This window comes from Phyllobacterium calauticae (assembly GCF_019991125.1).
GTDB classification, from domain to species: domain Bacteria; phylum Pseudomonadota; class Alphaproteobacteria; order Rhizobiales; family Rhizobiaceae; genus Phyllobacterium; species Phyllobacterium calauticae.
Window position 1 is genome coordinate 607,845 of sequence record NZ_JAGENB010000001.1, and the last position, 18,152, is coordinate 625,996.

Annotated in this window: 20 protein-coding genes; 11 read left to right on the forward strand and 9 right to left on the reverse strand. The window is 60.8% G+C overall.

Annotation, left to right across the window (positions count from 1 at the left end; genetic code table 11):
• The 3 genes from glcF to J1W56_RS03140 are packed head-to-tail and all read right to left on the reverse strand — an operon-like array spanning window position 1 to window position 4,080.
• A complete protein-coding gene (gene glcF, locus J1W56_RS03130; protein ID WP_223611699.1) occupies window positions 1–1,326 on the reverse strand; it encodes a glycolate oxidase subunit GlcF in 1,326 nt (441 codons plus the stop codon).
• Window position 1,327: 1 nt separating this feature from the next.
• On the reverse strand, window positions 1,328–2,539 hold the full coding sequence (glcE, locus tag J1W56_RS03135; protein ID WP_223611700.1) for a glycolate oxidase subunit GlcE: 1,212 nt from the start codon (window positions 2,537–2,539) through the stop codon (window positions 1,328–1,330).
• A 44-nt stretch (window positions 2,540–2,583) separates the two neighbouring features.
• Window positions 2,584–4,080 carry an FAD-linked oxidase C-terminal domain-containing protein gene (locus tag J1W56_RS03140; RefSeq protein ID WP_223611701.1) on the reverse strand — a complete coding sequence of 499 codons (1,497 nt, stop codon included), beginning with the start codon at window positions 4,078–4,080 and terminating at the stop codon, window positions 2,584–2,586.
• 207 nt (window positions 4,081–4,287) lie between these two features.
• Between J1W56_RS03140 and J1W56_RS03145 the strand changes: the two genes are divergently transcribed.
• The gene (locus J1W56_RS03145) at window positions 4,288–4,839 is read left to right on the forward strand and encodes an MFS transporter (protein WP_223611702.1); all 552 of its coding nucleotides are present in this window, start codon (window positions 4,288–4,290) and stop codon (window positions 4,837–4,839) included.
• Between the two features lie 32 nt (window positions 4,840–4,871).
• On the forward strand, window positions 4,872–5,771 hold the full coding sequence (locus J1W56_RS03150; protein WP_223611704.1) for a LysR family transcriptional regulator: 900 nt from the start codon (window positions 4,872–4,874) through the stop codon (window positions 5,769–5,771).
• Here the strand turns inward: J1W56_RS03150 and J1W56_RS03155 are convergent, their stop codons facing one another.
• Window positions 5,772–7,079 carry a DUF3422 family protein gene (locus tag J1W56_RS03155; protein ID WP_223611705.1) on the reverse strand — a complete coding sequence of 436 codons (1,308 nt, stop codon included), beginning with the start codon at window positions 7,077–7,079 and terminating at the stop codon, window positions 5,772–5,774.
• Between the two features lie 181 nt (window positions 7,080–7,260).
• Here J1W56_RS03155 and J1W56_RS03160 point away from each other — a divergent pair, with 181 nt between their 5' ends.
• Together J1W56_RS03160 and J1W56_RS03165 are read left to right on the forward strand one after the other, a co-directional pair.
• Complete coding sequence (locus J1W56_RS03160; protein ID WP_223611707.1) at window positions 7,261–8,043, forward strand: FCD domain-containing protein; 783 nt, start codon at window positions 7,261–7,263, stop codon at window positions 8,041–8,043.
• Window positions 8,040–8,777 (forward strand): metallophosphoesterase, encoded by a 738-nt coding sequence (locus tag J1W56_RS03165; RefSeq protein ID WP_223611708.1) that lies wholly within the window; start codon window positions 8,040–8,042, stop codon window positions 8,775–8,777. Before J1W56_RS03160 ends, J1W56_RS03165 begins: the two co-directional genes overlap by 4 nt.
• Window positions 8,778–8,785: 8 nt before the next feature.
• Here J1W56_RS03165 and J1W56_RS03170 read toward each other — a convergent pair whose 3' ends face one another.
• Both J1W56_RS03170 and J1W56_RS03175 read right to left on the reverse strand, forming a co-directional pair.
• A complete protein-coding gene (locus tag J1W56_RS03170; RefSeq protein ID WP_165401767.1) occupies window positions 8,786–8,926 on the reverse strand; it encodes a hypothetical protein in 141 nt (46 codons plus the stop codon).
• Window positions 8,927–9,100: 174 nt separating this feature from the next.
• Window positions 9,101–9,799, reverse strand: a complete 699-nt coding sequence (locus tag J1W56_RS03175) for a type 1 glutamine amidotransferase (RefSeq protein WP_223611710.1) — start codon at window positions 9,797–9,799, stop codon at window positions 9,101–9,103.
• Window positions 9,800–9,871: 72 nt separating this feature from the next.
• Between J1W56_RS03175 and J1W56_RS03180 the strand changes: the two genes are divergently transcribed.
• Window positions 9,872–10,477: a hypothetical protein gene (locus J1W56_RS03180; protein WP_223611711.1), complete on the forward strand. Its 606-nt coding sequence runs from the start codon at window positions 9,872–9,874 to the stop codon at window positions 10,475–10,477.
• Between the two features lie 15 nt (window positions 10,478–10,492).
• Here J1W56_RS03180 and J1W56_RS03185 read toward each other — a convergent pair whose 3' ends face one another.
• Together J1W56_RS03185 and J1W56_RS03190 are read right to left on the reverse strand one after the other, a co-directional pair.
• Window positions 10,493–11,020, reverse strand: a complete 528-nt coding sequence (locus J1W56_RS03185; protein WP_223611713.1) for a GNAT family N-acetyltransferase — start codon at window positions 11,018–11,020, stop codon at window positions 10,493–10,495.
• Between the two features lie 86 nt (window positions 11,021–11,106).
• Window positions 11,107–12,006 carry a DMT family transporter gene (locus J1W56_RS03190; RefSeq protein ID WP_223611714.1) on the reverse strand — a complete coding sequence of 300 codons (900 nt, stop codon included), beginning with the start codon at window positions 12,004–12,006 and terminating at the stop codon, window positions 11,107–11,109.
• A 133-nt stretch (window positions 12,007–12,139) separates the two neighbouring features.
• Between J1W56_RS03190 and J1W56_RS03195 the strand changes: the two genes are divergently transcribed.
• The 6 genes from J1W56_RS03195 to J1W56_RS03220 all read left to right on the forward strand — a co-directional run bounded on the left by J1W56_RS03195 (window position 12,140) and on the right by J1W56_RS03220 (window position 17,659).
• On the forward strand, window positions 12,140–12,577 hold the full coding sequence (locus J1W56_RS03195) for an Lrp/AsnC family transcriptional regulator (protein WP_223611716.1): 438 nt from the start codon (window positions 12,140–12,142) through the stop codon (window positions 12,575–12,577).
• A gap of 46 nt (window positions 12,578–12,623) precedes the next feature.
• Entirely contained in the window at window positions 12,624–13,358 is a 735-nt protein-coding gene (locus J1W56_RS03200) for a 16S rRNA (uracil(1498)-N(3))-methyltransferase (RefSeq protein WP_319025514.1), read from the forward strand.
• A 107-nt stretch (window positions 13,359–13,465) separates the two neighbouring features.
• A complete protein-coding gene (locus tag J1W56_RS03205) occupies window positions 13,466–14,839 on the forward strand; it encodes a glutamate--cysteine ligase (protein ID WP_223611719.1) in 1,374 nt (457 codons plus the stop codon).
• Window positions 14,840–14,862: 23 nt separating this feature from the next.
• Window positions 14,863–15,606 (forward strand): SDR family oxidoreductase, encoded by a 744-nt coding sequence (locus tag J1W56_RS03210; protein ID WP_223611720.1) that lies wholly within the window; start codon window positions 14,863–14,865, stop codon window positions 15,604–15,606.
• 76 nt (window positions 15,607–15,682) lie between these two features.
• On the forward strand, window positions 15,683–16,621 hold the full coding sequence (locus J1W56_RS03215; RefSeq protein WP_223611722.1) for a phosphoribosylaminoimidazolesuccinocarboxamide synthase: 939 nt from the start codon (window positions 15,683–15,685) through the stop codon (window positions 16,619–16,621).
• Between the two features lie 78 nt (window positions 16,622–16,699).
• The gene (locus J1W56_RS03220) at window positions 16,700–17,659 is read left to right on the forward strand and encodes a DUF937 domain-containing protein (RefSeq protein ID WP_223611723.1); all 960 of its coding nucleotides are present in this window, start codon (window positions 16,700–16,702) and stop codon (window positions 17,657–17,659) included.
• A 111-nt stretch (window positions 17,660–17,770) separates the two neighbouring features.
• Here J1W56_RS03220 and J1W56_RS03225 read toward each other — a convergent pair whose 3' ends face one another.
• On the reverse strand, window positions 17,771–18,058 hold the full coding sequence (locus J1W56_RS03225) for a DUF1127 domain-containing protein (protein WP_223611725.1): 288 nt from the start codon (window positions 18,056–18,058) through the stop codon (window positions 17,771–17,773).
• Window positions 18,059–18,152: the final 94 nt, after the last annotated feature.

Sequence of the window (18,152 nt, forward strand, 5' to 3'; positions counted from 1 at the left end):
CTACTCGGCAGCGCGCAAGACAGGCGCATGCACGCCTTCGGGCCGCGGTCCGCCATAGACCCAGTCCAGCAATTCGACCGTGTGGACGATGGGCATTTTCGCCGCACTGGCAATCTGGGTGATGCAGCCGATATTGCCCGTCGCAATGACGCTTGCCCCGGTCGCCTCGATGTTTTTCACCTTGCGGTCGCGCAGCGTGCGGGCAATCTCCGCCTGCATGATGTTGTAGGTCCCGGCGGATCCGCAGCAAAGATGCCCCTCGGCGGGCTCGCGGACGGTAAAGCCGGCGGCTTTCAGCAAATCCTTCGGCTGCCGTGTCAGCTTCTGCCCATGCTGCATCGAACAGGCGGAATGATAGGCGACGACGAGATCCGCCGGTTGCGACGGCGCAGGCAGATCGAGGGTCGTCAGATATTCGGTAATATCCCTGGCAAGCCCGGAGATGACAGCCGCCTTGTCGCGGTAGTCCGGATCGAGCCGCAGCATATGGCCGTAATCCTTGATCGTCGTGCCGCAGCCCGAAGCGGTGACGATGATGGCATCGAGCCCGCCACTGTTCAACTCACGCGTCCAGACATCGACATTGCGGCGGGCATCATCCAGCGCAGCCTCATCGCGGCCCATATGGTGGACGAGGGAGCCGCAGCAGCCCTCGCCCTTCGGCACGACGACTTCAACGCCGAGGCGGGTCAAAAGACGGATCGTCGCCTCGTTGATGCCTGGTTTCAGCACCGGCTGGGCGCAGCCGGTCAGGATGGCGACACGGCCGCGCTTTTCCCGCGCCGGCTTGTGCAGGCCCGGTTCGGCAAAGCGTGATTTTGCCGGAACGGATTTCGGCGCGAGTTCAAGCATGGCTGCAACCGGTTTCAGCGCCGGGATGGACCGGAACAGCGGCGCCAAGGGACGACCGAATTTCGCCGCCGTCAATGACAGCCGGAAGCGCTGGGGATGCGGCAGAACAAACGCCAGCAGCGCCCGGATGAAACGGTTCATCACGGGGCGCTTATAGGTTTTTTCGATGTGGGCACGGGCATGATCGACCAGATGCATGTAGTTCACACCCGACGGGCAGGTGGTCATGCAGGCAAGGCAGGACAGGCAGCGATCGACATGCTTGACAATCTGCTCATCGGCAGGTCGGCCGTTTTCCAGCATGTCCTTGATGAGATAGATGCGGCCGCGCGGGCTGTCGAGTTCGTTGCCCAGCGTGACATAGGTCGGGCATGTGGCGGTACAGAACCCGCAATGAACGCATTTGCGCAGGATCTTTTCGGATTCGGCAACACCGGGGTCAAGCAACTGCTGCGGGGTGAAGTTGGTCTGCATGCTACACTCCTGCAACCATGCGGCCGGGATTGAGGATACCGTCCGGGTCAAACTGCTGTTTCAGCCGCTTCGACAGGGCCGCCAGTGCTGCGGGCTGCGGTTCGAAGACGGCTGTGGCCGCGCGGACCGCGTCGGGCGCGCGCACCAGCGTGGCATGGCCACCGCCATATTTGCGGACGAGGGCCCGGACTGCCTCCGCTTCGGGTTCACCGTCGAGCCGCATCCAGATGAGTCCGCCCTGCCAGTCATAATAGGCATCGGCCGCAGCGCCCATGCGCATGGATGCCACCAGCTTGTGGGCTTCCATCGGTGCCATGGACACGCGCCAGACCGGCCGCTCGGTTCCATCGGCGAACGGAATGACGTCGCGCACCTCCTGCCAGAGCTTGCGCGATATCTTCCCGGAAATTTCCTCGATGGCACCAGCGGACGACAGCAGGCCGCGCAGCATCGCCACACGGTCGGCAACGGAAGGGGCAAAGCCCTCCAGCCGGAGCAGTGTCGAAGACTCGCCTTTCAGAACGCCCTCGATAAACCGTCCGCAAATGTTCACCGGCAAATGCGCGGCAGACGCCACCTCGCCGCTCGATCCCATGGCGATGGCCATGGCCCGTGCGGCCTCGTCATCCATCAATCCGCGAACGACCAGTGTCGTCTCCGTCTCCGGCGCAGGCAGGACCTTGAAGGTGATTTCCGTGGCAATGCCAAGGGTACCCCACGAATTGGCCATGCCCTTGGACAGATCATAGCCGGTCACATTCTTGACCACCCGGCCGCCTGATTTGAACAGTTCGCCGCGCCCCGAGACGACGCGTACGCCCAGCACGTGATCGCGGGCGGACCCCGCCTTCAACCGGCGCGGACCGCACAGGTTGGCGGCAAGGACACCGCCAAGACTGCCCTGCCCCGCCGCCTGTCCCAGCAATGGTCCGTAATCCATGGGTTCGAATTGAAAGGCCTGGCCCTTGGAGGCAAGCAGGGCTTCCAGCTCCGCGATGGGTGTTCCGGCCCTGGCGCTCAATACCAGTTCATCCGGTTCATAGAGCGTCACGCCGGAATGGTTCGACAAGGCAATCGTGTGCTCGGTCTGCAGCGGACGGCCAAGTCCACGCTTCGACCCATGGCCGCAGACTTCCACCGGCGCGCCCTCGGACAATGCCCATTGCACCGCCTCGACAATTTCGGTCTCGGTTGAAGGGGTCAATATGGTCATGTCAGCGCCATGGTCTCAAACGTGTATATCTTCAACAGCATCGATCAGAATCTCGGAATATCGGGAAAGGGCAGTTGGCCGCGATGCACATGCATCCGCCCCAGTTCGGCACAGCGATGCAACTGCGGAAAAACCTTTCCGGGGTTGAGCAGGTGCTTGTCGTCGAAGGCGCATTTCACACGGATCTGCTGGTTGAGATCGATCTCGTTGAACATTTCCGGCATCAGCTCACGTTTCTCGACGCCCACGCCATGTTCACCGGTGAGAACGCCGCCCACCTTGACGCACAGCCGCAGGATATCGGCGCCAAAATCTTCCGCCTTGCGCAGTTCATCAGGAATATTGGCGTCGTACAGGATGAGCGGATGCAGATTGCCGTCCCCCGCATGGAAGACATTGGCGACGCGCAGCCCGTATTTTTCCGAAAGCGCGCGCATGCCCGCCAGAACCTGCGGCAGTTCCTTGCGCGGAATCGTGCCGTCCATGCAGAGGTAATCCGGTGAAATGCGCCCGACGGCCGGAAAGGCCGCCTTGCGGCCCGCCCAGAACGTCATCCGCTCCTCTTCGCTCTGTGATATGATGCAGGAGGACGCGCCGTTCCTGCCGGCGATCTTCTCGACCATGTCGATCAGGTGGTTGACCTCCACCGCCGGGCCGTCGAGTTCGATGATCAGCAGCGCTTCCACATCAAGCGGATAGCCCGCATGGACGAAATCCTCGGCGGCGTGGATCGCCGGACGATCCATCATTTCCATGCCCCCCGGAATGATGCCCGCAGCGATAATATCGGCAACGCATTGCCCGGCGGTTTCGCTTGAGGGAAACCCGACCATCAAGGCCCGCGCCGTTGCGGGCTTTTGCAGGATGCGGACGGTGACTTCCGTCACCACGCCGAGCAGCCCTTCCGAGCCGGTCATCAGGCCGAGCAGGTCATAGCCCTCCGAATCGAGATGCTTGCCGCCAAGCCGCACGACCTCGCCGCTGATCAGAACCATCTCCAGCCCGAGGACATTGTTGGCCGTGAGCCCGTATTTCAGGCAATGCACGCCACCGGAATTTTCCGCGACATTGCCGCCGATCGAACAGGCGATCTGCGATGACGGGTCCGGCGCGTAATAGAAACCTTCGTGCTCCACCGCCTTGGTGATGCCGAGATTGGTCACGCCCGGCTGCACGACAGCGACGCGATTGGGATAGTCGATTTCAAGGATGCGGTTGAACCGCGACATGACCAGCAGCACCGCGTCTTCGAGTGGCAGGGCGCCGCCAGACAGCGATGTTCCCGACCCGCGCGGCACGACCTTCACATTGTTGTCGTGGCAATATTTCAGGATTTGCGAAACCTGCCGCACGGTCTGCGGCAGCACGACGACGAGCGGAAGCTGGCGATAGGCGGTCAGTGCATCGGATTCGAACGCGCGCATTTCGTTGGTAACGTCGACAACGCCTTCACCCGGAACGATGGCCTGCAAGGCAGCAACGATCTCCTTGCGGCGCGACATGGTCGCCGCATCGGCCTTCGGCATCACCAATCCGGACATGAAACCTCCTCCCAGCAAACTCCATCAACTGGTAAATTATGTTTACCAGTGTCCGTTCGAGTTTGTAAACAGTCTAAACTGTTGAACGGAGGTGGCACACAGCCAAAGTGACGCGTCTCACAGCAGACTTTCAAAGCCCGCAACAAGCGCGACAAGCCCGAATTCAAAACCTTCATCCGGCGAGACATTTTCAAGCTTCCGGAAGGCTTGACCGAGCAGCGCTTCGGCATGATCGGCGCCTGTTTCGGCCTCGGTTTCATCGCCGGTCCCCTGCTCGGCGGCATTGCCGGAGGATTCGGCATCCACTATCCGTTTCTGCTGGCCATGGCGCTCAACGGCGTCAACTTCCTGCTCGCGCTCTTCTTCCTGCCGGAAACCAGCAAAGGTGTAAAAACGCTGCTTGCGGTCCAAAACCTCAATCCGCTCGGCGGTTTCCGCTGGGCGACCGGCATCAAAAACCTGACGCCGCTCATTGTCGTGTTCACCCTCATGCAGCTTGTTGGCCAGATCCCCGCGCTCCAGTCGATCATCACGCGGCAGGTGGATGAAACCAGGCTCGGCGAAGTCCAGGGCATCCTTGCCAGCGCAACAAGCCTGACCGGCATCATCGGGCCGGTGGCGTTTACCGCCATCTACGCCGCCACCCGGACCGACTGGAGCGGCTTTGTCTGGATTTCCGGCGCGATGCTGTACATTCCCTGCGTTCCGTTGCTGCGCGCCATCGCCTATCGCCGGGCGGCAGGCCCTTCAGGGGCTTGACCTTGTACTGATCCCGCGGAAAGAGTGCGCCGATGGATCATCTGAATGACATGGAAATTTTTGCGCGCGTGGTTTCATCCGGCAGCATGTCGGCGGCAGGACGGGAGCTCGGCGTATCGCCCGCCGTCATTTCCAAGCGGCTGCGGCGGCTTGAGGAACGGCTGGGCACGCGCCTTCTGCAGCGCACCACCCGGCAGATTGCCCTGACCGAAACGGGGCAAGGCTATTACGAGCGGGTCCTGGCGATCCTGTCGGGCGTCGAGGAAGCGGAAGCTTTCGTATCGCGCCGTTCCGAACAGGCACATGGCCTGCTGAAAGTCTCGGCGCCCACCACGTTCGGGCGCATGCATATTGCGCCGCATCTCGAACCCTTCATGCGGGCCAATCCCGATCTGTCCATCAATCTCGTGCTGACGGATGAATTCGTCGATATCGTCGGGGAAGGCTATGATCTTGCCATCCGCATTGCCGAACTGTCCGATTCCAGCCTGGTGGCGCGCAAGCTCGCGCCGGTGCAACGGTATCTTGTCGCGTCGCCGCGCTATATCGCAGAACACGGAGCCCCGCGCTCCATTGCCGATCTCGACAACCACATCTGCCTCGCCGCCCACAACGGCGACCCCTGGCGATTGAACGGACCGGATGGCAGCGTATCCCTGCGCCCGACCGGGCCGATCCTGACCAATTCCAGCGAGGTGGTGCGCGCCGCGGTGCTTGGCGGGCTTGGCATAGCCTTGCGCTCCACCTGGGATATCGGGCCGGAGCTTGCCGCCGGCCAGCTGGTGCGCGTGCTGACCGACTATGCCGCTTCGCATAATATCGCGATTTATGCGATTTATCCCTCGCGGCAGTTTCTCCCGGCAAAGGTGCGGGTGTTCATCGACTATCTCGCGGGCCTCTACGGCCCCGTGGCGCCGTGGGACCGGGTCTGATCATTCATCCTTGTGCGATCTGCGGATCGATTTCACCACGAACCACATGGCGAGGATCGCTATGGGAACGAACGCCGCCGTGACAACCGACGAGTGCAGTTCCGGCATATATGCCTCGGCACCCTTGGCAAGATAATAGAACAGACCAACGACATAGTAGGAAATCGCGGCCACCGACAGGCCTTCCACCGTCCGTTGCAGGCGCAGCTGCAATTGCGCGCGCCGGTCCATCGAGCTCAAGAGATCACGGTTCTGCCGTTCCAGTTCCACATCCACCGACGTGCGCAGCAGCGTGGCGGCGCGCGACAGTTTTTCCGACAGGTTTTCCTGTCTTCCGCTGACGGAATGGCATGTGCGCATGGCCGGCGCCATGCGCCGCTGGATGAACGCCGCCCAGGTTTCATAACCGGTCACCGGCTCTTCCTGCAGCGCGGCCAGCCGTTCCAGCACGATGCCATTGTAAGCCCGGCTCGCTCCGAACCGGTAGAGGCTCGAGGCCGCATCGGCTTCGAGTTCCGCCGCAAGCGATGTCAACTCGTCCAACAGTTTGTGATTGTCGGCATCCGGCGCGCGCATTTCCGTCGTCAGGCCCGCCAGGCGGTCTTCGATGCGGCGAATGCGCGGCGACAGGGAATGCGCCAGCGGCAGTCCGAGCATGGCGAGGGTACGGTAGGTCTCGATTTCGATCACACGCTGCGACAAGGCGCCGGCACGGGCGGGCGACAGGCCATCATCGAGGATGAGAATGCGGGTCATCCCGTCACCGTCCTGCCGGAAATCCGTCACAATGGAGGCAAGTCCGTTCTCGACATCGCTATAGCACAGGCTCGTCGGATCGAATGCCTCAATCAAAGCCGCGGCGCCGGCGTCCTTGCGGATGATCTCCAGCCGCACACCGTCGATCACCGTGCCAGGCGGATTGAAGCCTTCTCCGAAGGGATGCTGCGCAGCCTGGCCGGTGCGCGGCAGCGGACCTTCCCACAGATAGGTCGAGAATTCCGTGTGCCGCTCCCAGCGCAGCGTGCCATTGCCCCAGGGCATGATGTGGTGACGGGCATCGCGCGCCGGAGAGGCTACACCTATGCTGCGGCTGAGTTCCGCCAGAACCGCATGATCGACGGTGGACCCGCCCTCGGTCATGAATGCAAGCTGGATAAGAATGCGCGGCGTATCGATCAATGGATAGGGCCGCGCATGCACTTCTCCCAGCGCCACGGAACGCTCCGCATGCCCCGGAAAGCCCATCACACCCGGACTCGTGGCGGAATTTGAAAACGCCGCTGCGGTTTTCAGTCTTTTCCCCTTCATATCGGCCCCTTGGTATAGACTGTTCACAAGATGGTGAACGCAATGGCCGGCCCTTTCAATGCTCCTTTGCGCCGGAAGGCTGCGGCTATGCGACGCTTGCCCACTGGATCAAAGAATTGACCAGTTTCGTGATTTGCCGATACGCTGGCACGACACATCACTCCTGCGGACGACTTTCAACATGAGCAGCCCGGTCTTTGCCCGCATCCATTCTTCCCGAACGGCCGACGACATCGTCAGCCAGATCGAAACATTGATCCTTGAGGGTGTTCTGCGCGTGGGCGACCGTTTGCCCGGCGAACGGGACCTTGCTGTGCAATTCGATGTATCCCGCCCGATCCTGCGCAGCGCATTCAAAGTGCTGGAGGCCAAGGGATTGCTTGTCGTCCGCCACGGCGGCGGAACGTTCGTTGCCGACGTCATCGGCGAGGTTTTTTCCAAGCCCGTCATGGACCTGATCTCGAGCCATCCGAAGGCCGCGGCGGACTATCTCGAATACCGCCGGGAGATTGAAAGCATCGCAGCGGAGTATGCCGCCCGCCGGGCAACGGATGATGACCGCCTGCTTTTGCGCGGGATTGTTGACGCGATGCAGCGCGCCTACGAGACCGATGACTTCAAAAGGGAAGCCGAGCTGGATGTCGAACTGCACAGCACCATCGGAGAATGCGCCCACAACATCATTCTGCTGCACACGCTGCGGTCGTGCTACCGGCTTCTCGCCGACGATGTGTTCTACAATCGTACCATCATCTACGGTTTTCCAGGCGCCCGGGAAAAGCTGCTGCAACAGCACACATCCATCGCCGATGCCATCATGGCGTCAGACCCCGAGGGCGCGCGGGCTGCCGTGCACAGGCACATCGACTTTATCGAGCAGGCACAAAAGGACGCGGCACGCAGCAATGCCTGGCAGGAAACGTCGCGGCTACGGCGCAGGCAGAGGGAGCTGGACCGCCCATGAAGACAGTCGACTTCAAGCATGCGCGCGGTCCCGACCGCCTGCGGGTTTATGCCATCGGCGACGTGCATGGCCGCCTCGATCTGCTGCAGGAGATGCACCGGCGCATTCTGGCCGAAAACGCCAAGTCGCCGCCGTTCGACTGGGTGGCGGTGCATCTTGGCGACTATGTGGATCGGGGCCCGGATTCCAGGGGGGTACTGGACCATCTGGTCAATGCCCAGAGGAAGAATCACCGCATGCTGACGCTGGCGGGCAATCACGATATCGGATTTCTGGATTTTCTGGCCACCGGCGACATCAATGGAATCTTCGCCCGGCACGGCGGCAGGCAGACGGCCCGCTCCTATGGCGTGACGATCGATTTTGACGATCCGGCCTCGGTATCGGCGGGACGCTCCGCCCTGCTGCGCGCCGTGCCGGCAACCCATGTGGAGTTTCTGCGCGGTTTGCGGCGCTCGATGACACTGGGCGATTTTTTCTTCTGTCACGCCGGCATCAGACCCGGCGTTGATCTCGACCGGCAAAATCCCGAAGATCTGATCTGGATTCGCTGGGAATTTCTCGACGATCCCCGGTTGCATTCCAAGGTTGTCGTGCATGGCCATACACCGGCCAGCGATGTGGAAGTGCGGCAGAACCGGGTCAATCTCGATACCGGCGCCTATGCCAGCGGGCGCCTCAGCGCCATCAAGATCGACGCTGAAGGCAAGTCTTTTCTGGAAGCGATTGTCTAGAACAAGTCTTAACGCGAAGCGGAGCTGATTCCGTAGCCGTCGCTCGATACGGTGCGGCCTCCGGCATCAACCGATACCAGTTCGGCGCCCATGAACAGGATCGATGCAAGCATCATTGCGGTCAAAAGGGCGGCACTTTTCATAGTCATTCGGGCGTTTCCATCAGTCTCTACGGCCTGGCTTCATGCCAGCTAACCGGCCCGGCAACTACAGCGCACAATTCTTTCCAGCAAGTGAACGAAAGCCACGCTCCCCATGAATACCGACGGGGCAATTTGATTCAAATTTTGCCTGTTGCACAGATGCAACTGAATCGCCCGCCGCTAGATCAGCGCCACCCAGGCGCGCGCCAAAGCAAGACCCGCGGCATCGGCGGCAGCGCCACTTTCCGCGACCCGCGCCGGATAGTTTTCAAGCCAGGCCGGGTTGTCCCTCATGATCTCGTCGTGAAAAACATGCCGCCATTCCTCGACCAGTGCAGTGTCCGCCTCGAAGTGGAACTGGATGCCGTACACCGCCCGCCCGATGCGGAAGGCCTGATTGCGCGTCATCGCGCTCGAAGCGAGATGCACGGCGCCTTCCGGCAGGGAAAATGTATCCCTGTGCCAATGGAAGATCGGAAAGGCGTGGGGAACAGCGGACAGCACGGGATCGGCTGCCGCTTCGGCCGTCGCAGTGACCGCATGCCAGCCGAATTCCTGCGGGCGTCCGAGAATGTTTTCGGCATCGTAACCGCGTGCGACAAGCTGGCTGCCCAGGCAGATGCCAAGCACCGCCTTGTCCGCATCGCCAAAACGCCGGATCAGCCTGGCAAGCGCGGGAAGATAGGGAAACTGGTCGTCGGCAAGGGCATTCTGATCGCCGCCGAGCGAGATCAGTGCGTCGTAACCCGCATCATCGGCAGGCAGCGGTTCACCGGTATGGGCCTGCACCAGATCAATCTGTGCACCGGCCTCCGCCAAGGCCTGTCCAACCAGTCCCAATCCGGTATTCTGATAATTCTGTACAACGAGAACGCGCATTCTACCTGCCTGATGATCGCATTGACGATGATCCTGCGATAGCATGGACCCCTCACAGCCGGAAGCCATCAAATGCCCCTGCAAAACCGTGTCACACCCTTCGGCGATATCACCGCCGTTCCCCAGCGCGGGACCTTTATGGGCAATCGCGGCATCATCCACGACCCGTCAACGCGCACCCTGCTGAAACGGCGCTGGTCGACGAGAGCGTGGATCATCTGCGTCTGCGACTTCAGGAACGTCCGGCGCGCCGTCATGGCCCGGCAAAGCTGGACCGAGCTGTTCTTCCTCGATGAAGCGACGGCGCTCAGCGCCGGACACCGCCCATGCTTCTATTGCCAGCGGCAACGGGCGAAGGCTTTTCAGGCCGCATGGGCCGATGGCATGGCCAAACCATCGGCGCCGGAAATGGATCGCGTGCTGCACGGGGAGCGCGTCGAGGGGAACGGCGGCAAGAAACACCACCCGCTTGCAACGGCGATCCTGGACCTGCCGGACGGCAGCATGATCGCCTCCGGCGACAATGCCTATCTGGTGCATCGGGGCCAGACCTATCTCTGGTCGTGGGATGGCTATGAGGCCTGCCCGCCGCCCACAAGGGATATCAGCCTGCTGACACCGCCCTCGACGGTGCGGACTTTGGCCGCCGGTTATATCCCGGTCGTTCTGGGGATATAACTCATATGCGTTATTCTATCTGAAAATGCATTCCAATTGAATGTCGTCCGGCTCCAGGGCCGCCAGATCCGCGTCTGGAGCTTCCGTGACGACACAACCGAGACGCCGGTAAAAATTGACCGTATTTTCGGATGGTATCGCAGAAACGTACAGCCCTCGTGCGCCCATTTCCCTGGCCACATCCTTGCAGTGCTCAAAGAGCTGCACACCCAAGCGCCGGCCGCGATAGTCATTGCCGACATGAAGGAAACTCAACTGCAGGAGATCCTTCCCGGGGCCACGCCAGATGGTATCCACGACCCCAACGCCCGCCAGTGTATCGCCGTCGAAGAAGCCGAAGAATTTTCCACCCCGATCGAAACTTTCCTGCAGCAGGGGCGTGTATTTCTTCGCCTCGCCTTCTTCCCAGCCGGGAACATCAAAATATTCCGCATGCAGGACGAGCTTGCCGCCCCGCAGCGTATAAAGGTTTTCAATGATCTCGCGGCGATCGATGGTCCAGACCTGTTCGATCTCGCTGCGTTTCAGTGCACGGAGTTCCATGTTCCTGCTCTATATACGTCAGACATAATATGCTCTTTAGTGGCATATAGAACAAATGTAGCATGGCAATCAAGTGGTATCCGCGATCAGATTTTGACACTTGCCGGCACCGACCGGCCCAGCTTCCATCCAAGGCTGGTGCCGGCCGCTGCGACGAGAATGGCTGCAGAACCCAGGAACTGTATCGGTTGCAGCTGATGCCCGAAGGCAAAATAGTCAACCAGAATGGCAGCGATGGGATAGATGAAGGACAGCGATCCCGTGAGATGGGTCGGCAGCTTCTGGATGGCGCTATACAGCAGAATGTACATCAATCCCGTATGAACGACACCGATCGTGACGATGCTGCCCCATTCGGCTGCGCCTTTCGGCATGACACTGAAATCAGCAAGCGGCGCCATCAGCACGATACCGACACAGACCTGAATCAGCGCAATCAGGTGCGGCGGCGTGCCCTTCAGCCGCTTGGCCACGATGGATGCGATGGCGTAGAGGAAGGCTGCACCCAGCGACAGGCCGATACCGGCCATGTAGTTCGTGCCCGTGTAACCGCCGCCGGGCTTGGCCTGAACGATCAGCAGCATGCCGGCAAATGCGACCGCCAGCCAGAACAGCTTGGTGAATGTCAGCTTCTCCTTGAAGATCAGGGCGCCCAACACGACGAGCATGAACGGCTGCACGTTGTAGACCGTCGTCGCAATGGCAATGGACGCACGGGAATAGGCGGCAAAGAGCAGAACCCAGTTGAGGACAATGGCGATGCCGCCAAGAACAGCAAGGCCGAACAGCTTCAAAGAAATAACATTCGGACGCAGCAGACCGAGTGCGGCGCAAACGCCGAGCAATGTCAGTGCACCAAAGGCGCAGCGCCAGAACACGACTGATAAGACCGGCTGACCGGACATCAGCACGAACCAGCCGATCGTGCCCGAAATCATCATCGCAGCGGTCATTTCCACGCTGCCTCTCGCCATATCCCGTTCCATGCCACCTGTCCTTTCGTCTCGCACCACGAGACTATTCGGAGCAATGGTAGTTTGATATATATGGAAAAAGGCGTAAAGTTCGCTTGACCTGTTTAATGCAGGCAAAACGCCTGATCTGCCTTACGAGGTTGCTATGCTCGATGAAATGGACAAGACCATCCTCGGCATCCTGATCGAAGATGCGCGAATCTCGCTGAAGGAACTGAGCCAGAAAGTCGGGCTCTCGTCTCCCAGCGTGTCCGAGAGATTGCGGCGGCTCGAGGAAAAGAAGGTGATCCGCGCCTTCACCGTCGATATCGACCCGGCGGCGCTCGGCTATAATCTGACAGCCATCGTGCGGGTCAGGCCCCTGCCCGGCATGCTGCATATTGTCGAGCGGCTGATCCAGGAGATGCCTGAAATCACCGAATGCGACAAGGTGACGGGCGACGATTGCTTTGTCGGCAAGCTGCATTTCCGCACCATGGAACAGCTGGACACGCTGCTCGACCGGCTGGCGGAAAAGGCCGAAACCAACACCTCCATCGTCAAATCCTCGCCGGTGAAACGACGCCTGCCGCCTCTCGGCTGACATCGCCTGCTTGACCGCCCCATCCCCTCTCTGGCATCCATCTCCCATGCGCGCAAATTACAGAATGCAACGGCTTTATATTACCGCGGATCTGGCGGCCGGCAGGCGGGCGGACGCCCCGGCGGAAGCCGTCAACTATCTCGCCAATGTGCTGCGGATGAAGGACGGCGATGAAATCCTCGTTTTCAACGGTCGGGATGGCGAATGGCGCGCTGCCCTGCGCTTTGAAAGCAGGAAGAAGCTGGCGCTGGAGCCGCTTGAACTGACGCGGGGGCAGCTGGAATCACCCGATCTCATCTACTGCTTTGCCCCGCTCAAACAGGGACGGCTCGACTACCTCGTGCAAAAGGCCGTCGAAATGGGCGCCGGGGTTCTGCAACCGGTGATTACCCAGCACACGCAGGTCGCCAGAATCGGCATGGATCGGATCGAGGCCAACGCCATCGAAGCGGCGGAGCAATGCGGCGTTCTGGCCATCCCGGAAACACGCGAGCCGGTCAGGCTCGAGAAACTGCTGGATGGCTGGGGTCCGGACCGACGCCTTATCTTCTGCGACGAAGGTCATGATACCCATAACCCGCTGCCGCTGCTACAAAGTCTGCCGCGCGGGCCGCTTGGCGTTCTGATCGGGCCGGAAGGTGGGTTCTCGGATGCGGAGCGCGAAACCCTGCGCAAGCTGCCGTTCGTCACCGCCATTCCGCTGGGTCAACGCATTCTGCGCGCCGACACTGCCGCCGTTGCCGCACTCGCGCTTATTCAGGCGACGATCGGCGATTGGTGAGTTACAAATTCTCTTGATGAGTGCATCAGCGAAATTTGCTTGCGCTCGTTTCCGAAAACAGCCAATCACGCCGCAAGTTCAAAAATTCTAGTGGGGAAGCACCATCCATGGCGCGCGATACAACAGACGAGACGCCCCTTTCCGGCACGGAAGAACTGGCGACCTACCTCGCCCAGGGCTCCAAGCCGCAATCCGCATGGCGCATCGGCACAGAGCACGAAAAATTCCCGTTCTATACCGAAGACAACAGCCCGGTTCCCTATGACGGTCCGCGCGGCATCCGGGCCATTCTGGAAGGCATGCAGTCGAAACTGGGCTGGGAACCGATCATTGACGAAGGCAATATCATCGGCCTCGTCGAACCGACCGGCCAGGGCGCTATTTCGCTTGAGCCGGGCGGCCAGTTCGAACTGTCGGGCGCACCGCTCTCCACCATTCACCAGACCTGCCGCGAAACCAATGCGCATCTGGCGCAGGTGCGCGAGATAGCCGAGCCGCTCGGCATCCGCTTCCTGGGTCTTGGCGGCAGTCCGAAATGGTCCCTGGCGGAAACGCCGCGCATGCCGAAGTCCCGCTACAACATCATGTCCAACTATATGCCGAAAGTCGGCAAGGACGGGCTGAACATGATGTACCGCACCTGTACCATCCAGGTGAATCTCGACTTCGCCTCGGAAACCGACATGCGCCGCAAGATGCAGGTTTCGGTGAAACTGCAGTCCATCGCCACGGCGCTGTTCGCCATGTCGCCGTTTACCGAGGGCAAGCCGAACGGCCTGTTGTCCTGGCGCTCCAATATCTGGCGCGATACGGACAACAACCGCTCCGGTGTGCTGCCGTTCATCTTCAACGAGAATTTCGGCTTTGCCGATTACGTGGAATGGGCGCTCGACGTGCCGATGTATTTTGTCCTGCGCCATGGCCGTTACCATGACTGCACGCATGTGACCTTCCGCCAGTTCATGAACGGCGCGCTGAAAGATTCCATTCCGGACGCCACGCCCAACATGGGCGACTGGACGAACCATCTTTCAACGCTGTTCCCGGAAGTACGGTTGAAGCGCTTCCTTGAAATGCGCGGCGCCGACGGCGGCCCGTGGCGGCGCATCTGCGCGCTGCCGGCATTCTGGGTCGGCATTCTCTACGACGCCGAGGCACTGGATGCCGCGGAAGCCCTCACCCGCGACTGGACCTACCCGGAAGTGCAGGCCCTGCGCGACGAGGTGCCGGCAAAAGGCCTGCGCGCCACGCTGCGCAACCGCTCGGTGCACGACATTTCCCGCGACGTGCTGGCGATTTCGCGCCTTGGCCTGAAAAACCGCGCATTGCTCAACAGCGAAGGCTTTGACGAGACGCATTATCTCGCGTCGCTTGAGGAAGTTGTCGCACGCGGTACAACCTCCGCCGAGCAGATGCTTAGCCAATACAACACCGTCTGGGGCGGCTCGGTTGAACCCGCCTTTCTGGAGTATGCCTACTAATTCCACCCTTTGGGAGACATGCGATGACCAAGACCATCCTGATCACCGGTGCGAGCCGTGGCATTGGCCGTGCGGCGGCCATTCTTGCCGGTCAAAAGGGATGGTCGGTCGGCGTCAATTACATCGGCAACAAGGCCGCTGCTGACGACGTCGTTGCGGCAGTCATGGCAGCGGGTGGCAAGGCAAAAGCCATACAGGGCGATGTGGCCAACGAGGCCGACGTCATCGCCATGTTCAGGCAGACCGAGGAACTCGGCCCGCTCGACGGCCTCGTCGTCAATGCCGGTATCGTAGCGCCCGCATCCAAGCTGATGGATATCGACACCGAACGTCTCAAGCGCATGTTCGATGTGAACATTCTCGGCGCCTACATCTGCGCCCGCGAGGGTGTCCGCCGGATGGCGCGGTCTCGCGGCGGCAAGGGTGGATCAATCGTCATCCTGTCATCCGCCGCCGCCCGTCTTGGCGGGCCATCGGAATATGTCGACTACGCCGGATCAAAGGGGGCGATGGATACGCTGACCATCGGCCTTTCCAAGGAAGTTGGCCCCGAAGGCATCCGCGTCAATGCCATCCGCCCCGGGCTGATCGAGACCGACATTCATGCCAGCGGCGGCCAGCCCGACCGGGCCCAGCGCCTCGGCGTGACGGCACCGCTCGGGCGGCCGGGCACGGCTGACGAAGTCGGCGAATCCATCGTCTGGCTGCTCAGCGATGCCGCGTCCGATGTGACCGGGGCGCTTCTCGATGTAACCGGCGGGCGCTAGCTACAGAATTTGACTCCCGTTCCCCGACTTATGTGTTATGCGGAAGCCAGATTGTCTGACGCGGATTCTTCACACCATGCCCACACACAAAGCGCTTACTGAAGCCTTCATTCCCGAACTGCCGAACTATTACCGCGGCAAGGTCCGGGAGAATTATGATCTGGCGGATGGACGGCGCATCATTATCGCCACGGACCGCATCAGCGCGTTTGACCGGATTCTTGCCTGCATTCCGCTGAAAGGCGAAGTGCTGACGCAGACCGCGCGTTACCAGTTCGAGCAGACCAAGGATATCTGTCCCAACCATGTGCTCGATTATCCCGACCCGAATGTCGTGGTTGCCCGTCGCCTCGATATCCTGCCGGTCGAAATCATCGTGCGCGGCTATCTCGCCGGAACCACCGGCACGTCGATCCTGACGCTCTACAAGGCCGGCAAGCGGGAGATGTATGGCACGACCTTCCCCAACGGCCTGCAGGACAACGAAAAGCTTCCCGCACCGATCATCACGCCGACATCCAAGGCGTTCGATGGCGGCCACGACGAACCGCTGACCGCCCGGGAAATACTCGACCAGAAGCTGCTGACGCAGGAGCAGTGGGATACGATTTCCGCCTATGCGTTCAAGCTTTTCGCGCGCGGACAGGAAATCGCCGCCAGCCGCGGCCTCATCCTGGCCGATACCAAGTACGAATTCGGCACGGATGCGGATGGCAACATCGTGCTGGCCGATGAAATCCACACATCGGATTCCAGCCGCTACTGGTTTGCCGACAGCTATGCGCCGGGCAAGCGCCCGGTCAGTTTCGACAAGGATTTCATCCGCACCTGGGTGGTCGAGCGCTGCGATCCGTATAAGGACGATATCCCCGAGATTCCGCAGGATATGATCGACGCGACGACCAAGGTCTATATCCAGGCCTATGAAACGATTACCGGTGCAACATTCACGCCAGGCGATCCCGCCGTCGATCCGCTGGAGCGCATCAGGAACAATCTGGCGAAGTACTTCTAAGCCGATAAAAAGATTGAACTTTGCTTATCGGCAGGGCTACTCTTCTCTCGTGCATCAGCCCGAAGGAGGATCGGCGCCATGAATCTCGTAGACATGTTCCTGAAGGGACAGGGTGGGCAGGCCGTGGAGGCATTGTCCCGCCAGTTTCAGCTCTCACAACAACAGACAATCGCCGCCATCGAGGCATTGATGCCCGCCTTTTCGCAGGGCTTGCAGCGCAATACCGCCGATCCGATGGGTGTCGGCGCCTTCATCCAGTCGCTGTCGTCGGGCCAGCACGTCAATTATTTTGATAATCCGCAGGCGGCCTTCAATCCGGCAGGCATTGCCGACGGCAATGCCATTTTGAACAATCTGTTCGGCTCGAAGGAATTATCACGTGCCGTCGCCGATCATGCCGCGCGAATGACCGGGATCGCTGTCAGCACGCTGCAGCAGATGCTGCCCGTGCTCGCATCGATGACGATGGGCGGGCTCTACAAGCAGTCGACGGGCCAGTTTGCGGCGGCCGGGCTCGGCGGCGGCAATGTCATTGGCGATTTCATCGAGCAGATGATGCGGCAAAGCGGTGGCATCGGCGGCCAGACCGCCCCGAACCAGCCGGGCGCCGCCAACCCATGGGGCCAGATTCTGGAAAGCATGCTCGGCGGCGGCGCTGCCGGAGCGCCGCAGCAGCCGCAGGGCCAGGCCAATCCGTGGGGTAACAATCCGCTTGGCCAAATCCTCGAACAGATGACGCGCGGCGGGTTTCCCGGCGCAACGCCGCAAGGGCAGCAGCCGACAGGAAACGCGCAGAACCCGTTCGGCGACAATCCCCTCGGCAAAATCTTCGGCGATATGCTCGGCGGCGGCGCGCAACAGCGCACGGCACCGGAGCCTCAGCCCCGGCAGCCGGACCAGCCGCCCGCTGCCAACAATCCGTTCAAGGATGTCCTCGACCAGATGTTCGAAACGGGCCGGAAAACCAACGAGCAGTATCAGAAGGGTGTGGAATCCATTTTCGACCAGTATCTGCGCGGCATGGATCGCAACAAATAGTCGGCCCCATAAAGAAAAAGCCCGGCCAGAAGGCCGGGCAGTGGGCAGGCGGGGCACCGGGAGGGGATTCCGGTGTGAATGGGACGCCTGCTAAACCGTCAAAATCGATGCTCAGCTGATCGAGCGTGCTGCGCGCAAACGGGCCCGTACATCGGCCAATGCGCCCAGTTTTTCGCTCGGATCTTCAAGCAGCGACGTGCCAAGGGCCGAATGCAGATCACCGCGCGTGACACCGATGTCATGCAGCATTTGATCGTTCCACTCACCGAGGCTCAAAATCGTTTTGCGATTGCGGCGGGCGACGATCATTCGGGTGACAAAGCCAAAGGCCTGAGCCAGCGCGAAAGTGATCGCGGGCACCAATCCATTTACTTCAGTCGTTCTCGTTGTCGTCGTCATCGCCCTACTCCTTTTTTGAATGGCGCTGATCAAGAAGGGTTGAATCGCGTGGAAACCATTTTCTACGCATTACGCCCGGTATCGTTTCAACACA

What these genes read in the sequence shown, in the direction of transcription:
- glcF (WP_223611699.1), bottom strand. Translation starts at nt 1,326, where the DNA reads ATGCAGACCAACTTCACCCCGCAGCAGTTGCTTGACCCCGGTGTTGCC.
- glcE (WP_223611700.1), bottom strand. Translation starts at nt 2,539, where the DNA reads ATGACCATATTGACCCCTTCAACCGAGACCGAAATTGTCGAGGCGGTG.
- J1W56_RS03140 (WP_223611701.1), bottom strand. Translation starts at nt 4,080, where the DNA reads ATGTCCGGATTGGTGATGCCGAAGGCCGATGCGGCGACCATGTCGCGC.
- J1W56_RS03150 (WP_223611704.1), top strand. Translation starts at nt 4,872, where the DNA reads ATGGATCATCTGAATGACATGGAAATTTTTGCGCGCGTGGTTTCATCC.
- J1W56_RS03155 (WP_223611705.1), bottom strand. Translation starts at nt 7,079, where the DNA reads ATGAAGGGGAAAAGACTGAAAACCGCAGCGGCGTTTTCAAATTCCGCC.
- J1W56_RS03160 (WP_223611707.1), top strand. Translation starts at nt 7,261, where the DNA reads ATGAGCAGCCCGGTCTTTGCCCGCATCCATTCTTCCCGAACGGCCGAC.
- J1W56_RS03165 (WP_223611708.1), top strand. Translation starts at nt 8,040, where the DNA reads ATGAAGACAGTCGACTTCAAGCATGCGCGCGGTCCCGACCGCCTGCGG.
- J1W56_RS03170 (WP_165401767.1), bottom strand. Translation starts at nt 8,926, where the DNA reads ATGACTATGAAAAGTGCCGCCCTTTTGACCGCAATGATGCTTGCATCG.
- J1W56_RS03175 (WP_223611710.1), bottom strand. Translation starts at nt 9,799, where the DNA reads ATGCGCGTTCTCGTTGTACAGAATTATCAGAATACCGGATTGGGACTG.
- J1W56_RS03180 (WP_223611711.1), top strand. Translation starts at nt 9,872, where the DNA reads ATGCCCCTGCAAAACCGTGTCACACCCTTCGGCGATATCACCGCCGTT.
- J1W56_RS03185 (WP_223611713.1), bottom strand. Translation starts at nt 11,020, where the DNA reads ATGGAACTCCGTGCACTGAAACGCAGCGAGATCGAACAGGTCTGGACC.
- J1W56_RS03190 (WP_223611714.1), bottom strand. Translation starts at nt 12,006, where the DNA reads ATGGAACGGGATATGGCGAGAGGCAGCGTGGAAATGACCGCTGCGATG.
- J1W56_RS03195 (WP_223611716.1), top strand. Translation starts at nt 12,140, where the DNA reads ATGCTCGATGAAATGGACAAGACCATCCTCGGCATCCTGATCGAAGAT.
- J1W56_RS03200 (WP_319025514.1), top strand. Translation starts at nt 12,624, where the DNA reads ATGCGCGCAAATTACAGAATGCAACGGCTTTATATTACCGCGGATCTG.
- J1W56_RS03205 (WP_223611719.1), top strand. Translation starts at nt 13,466, where the DNA reads ATGGCGCGCGATACAACAGACGAGACGCCCCTTTCCGGCACGGAAGAA.
- J1W56_RS03210 (WP_223611720.1), top strand. Translation starts at nt 14,863, where the DNA reads ATGACCAAGACCATCCTGATCACCGGTGCGAGCCGTGGCATTGGCCGT.
- J1W56_RS03215 (WP_223611722.1), top strand. Translation starts at nt 15,683, where the DNA reads ATGCCCACACACAAAGCGCTTACTGAAGCCTTCATTCCCGAACTGCCG.
- J1W56_RS03220 (WP_223611723.1), top strand. Translation starts at nt 16,700, where the DNA reads ATGAATCTCGTAGACATGTTCCTGAAGGGACAGGGTGGGCAGGCCGTG.
- J1W56_RS03225 (WP_223611725.1), bottom strand. Translation starts at nt 18,058, where the DNA reads ATGACGACGACAACGAGAACGACTGAAGTAAATGGATTGGTGCCCGCG.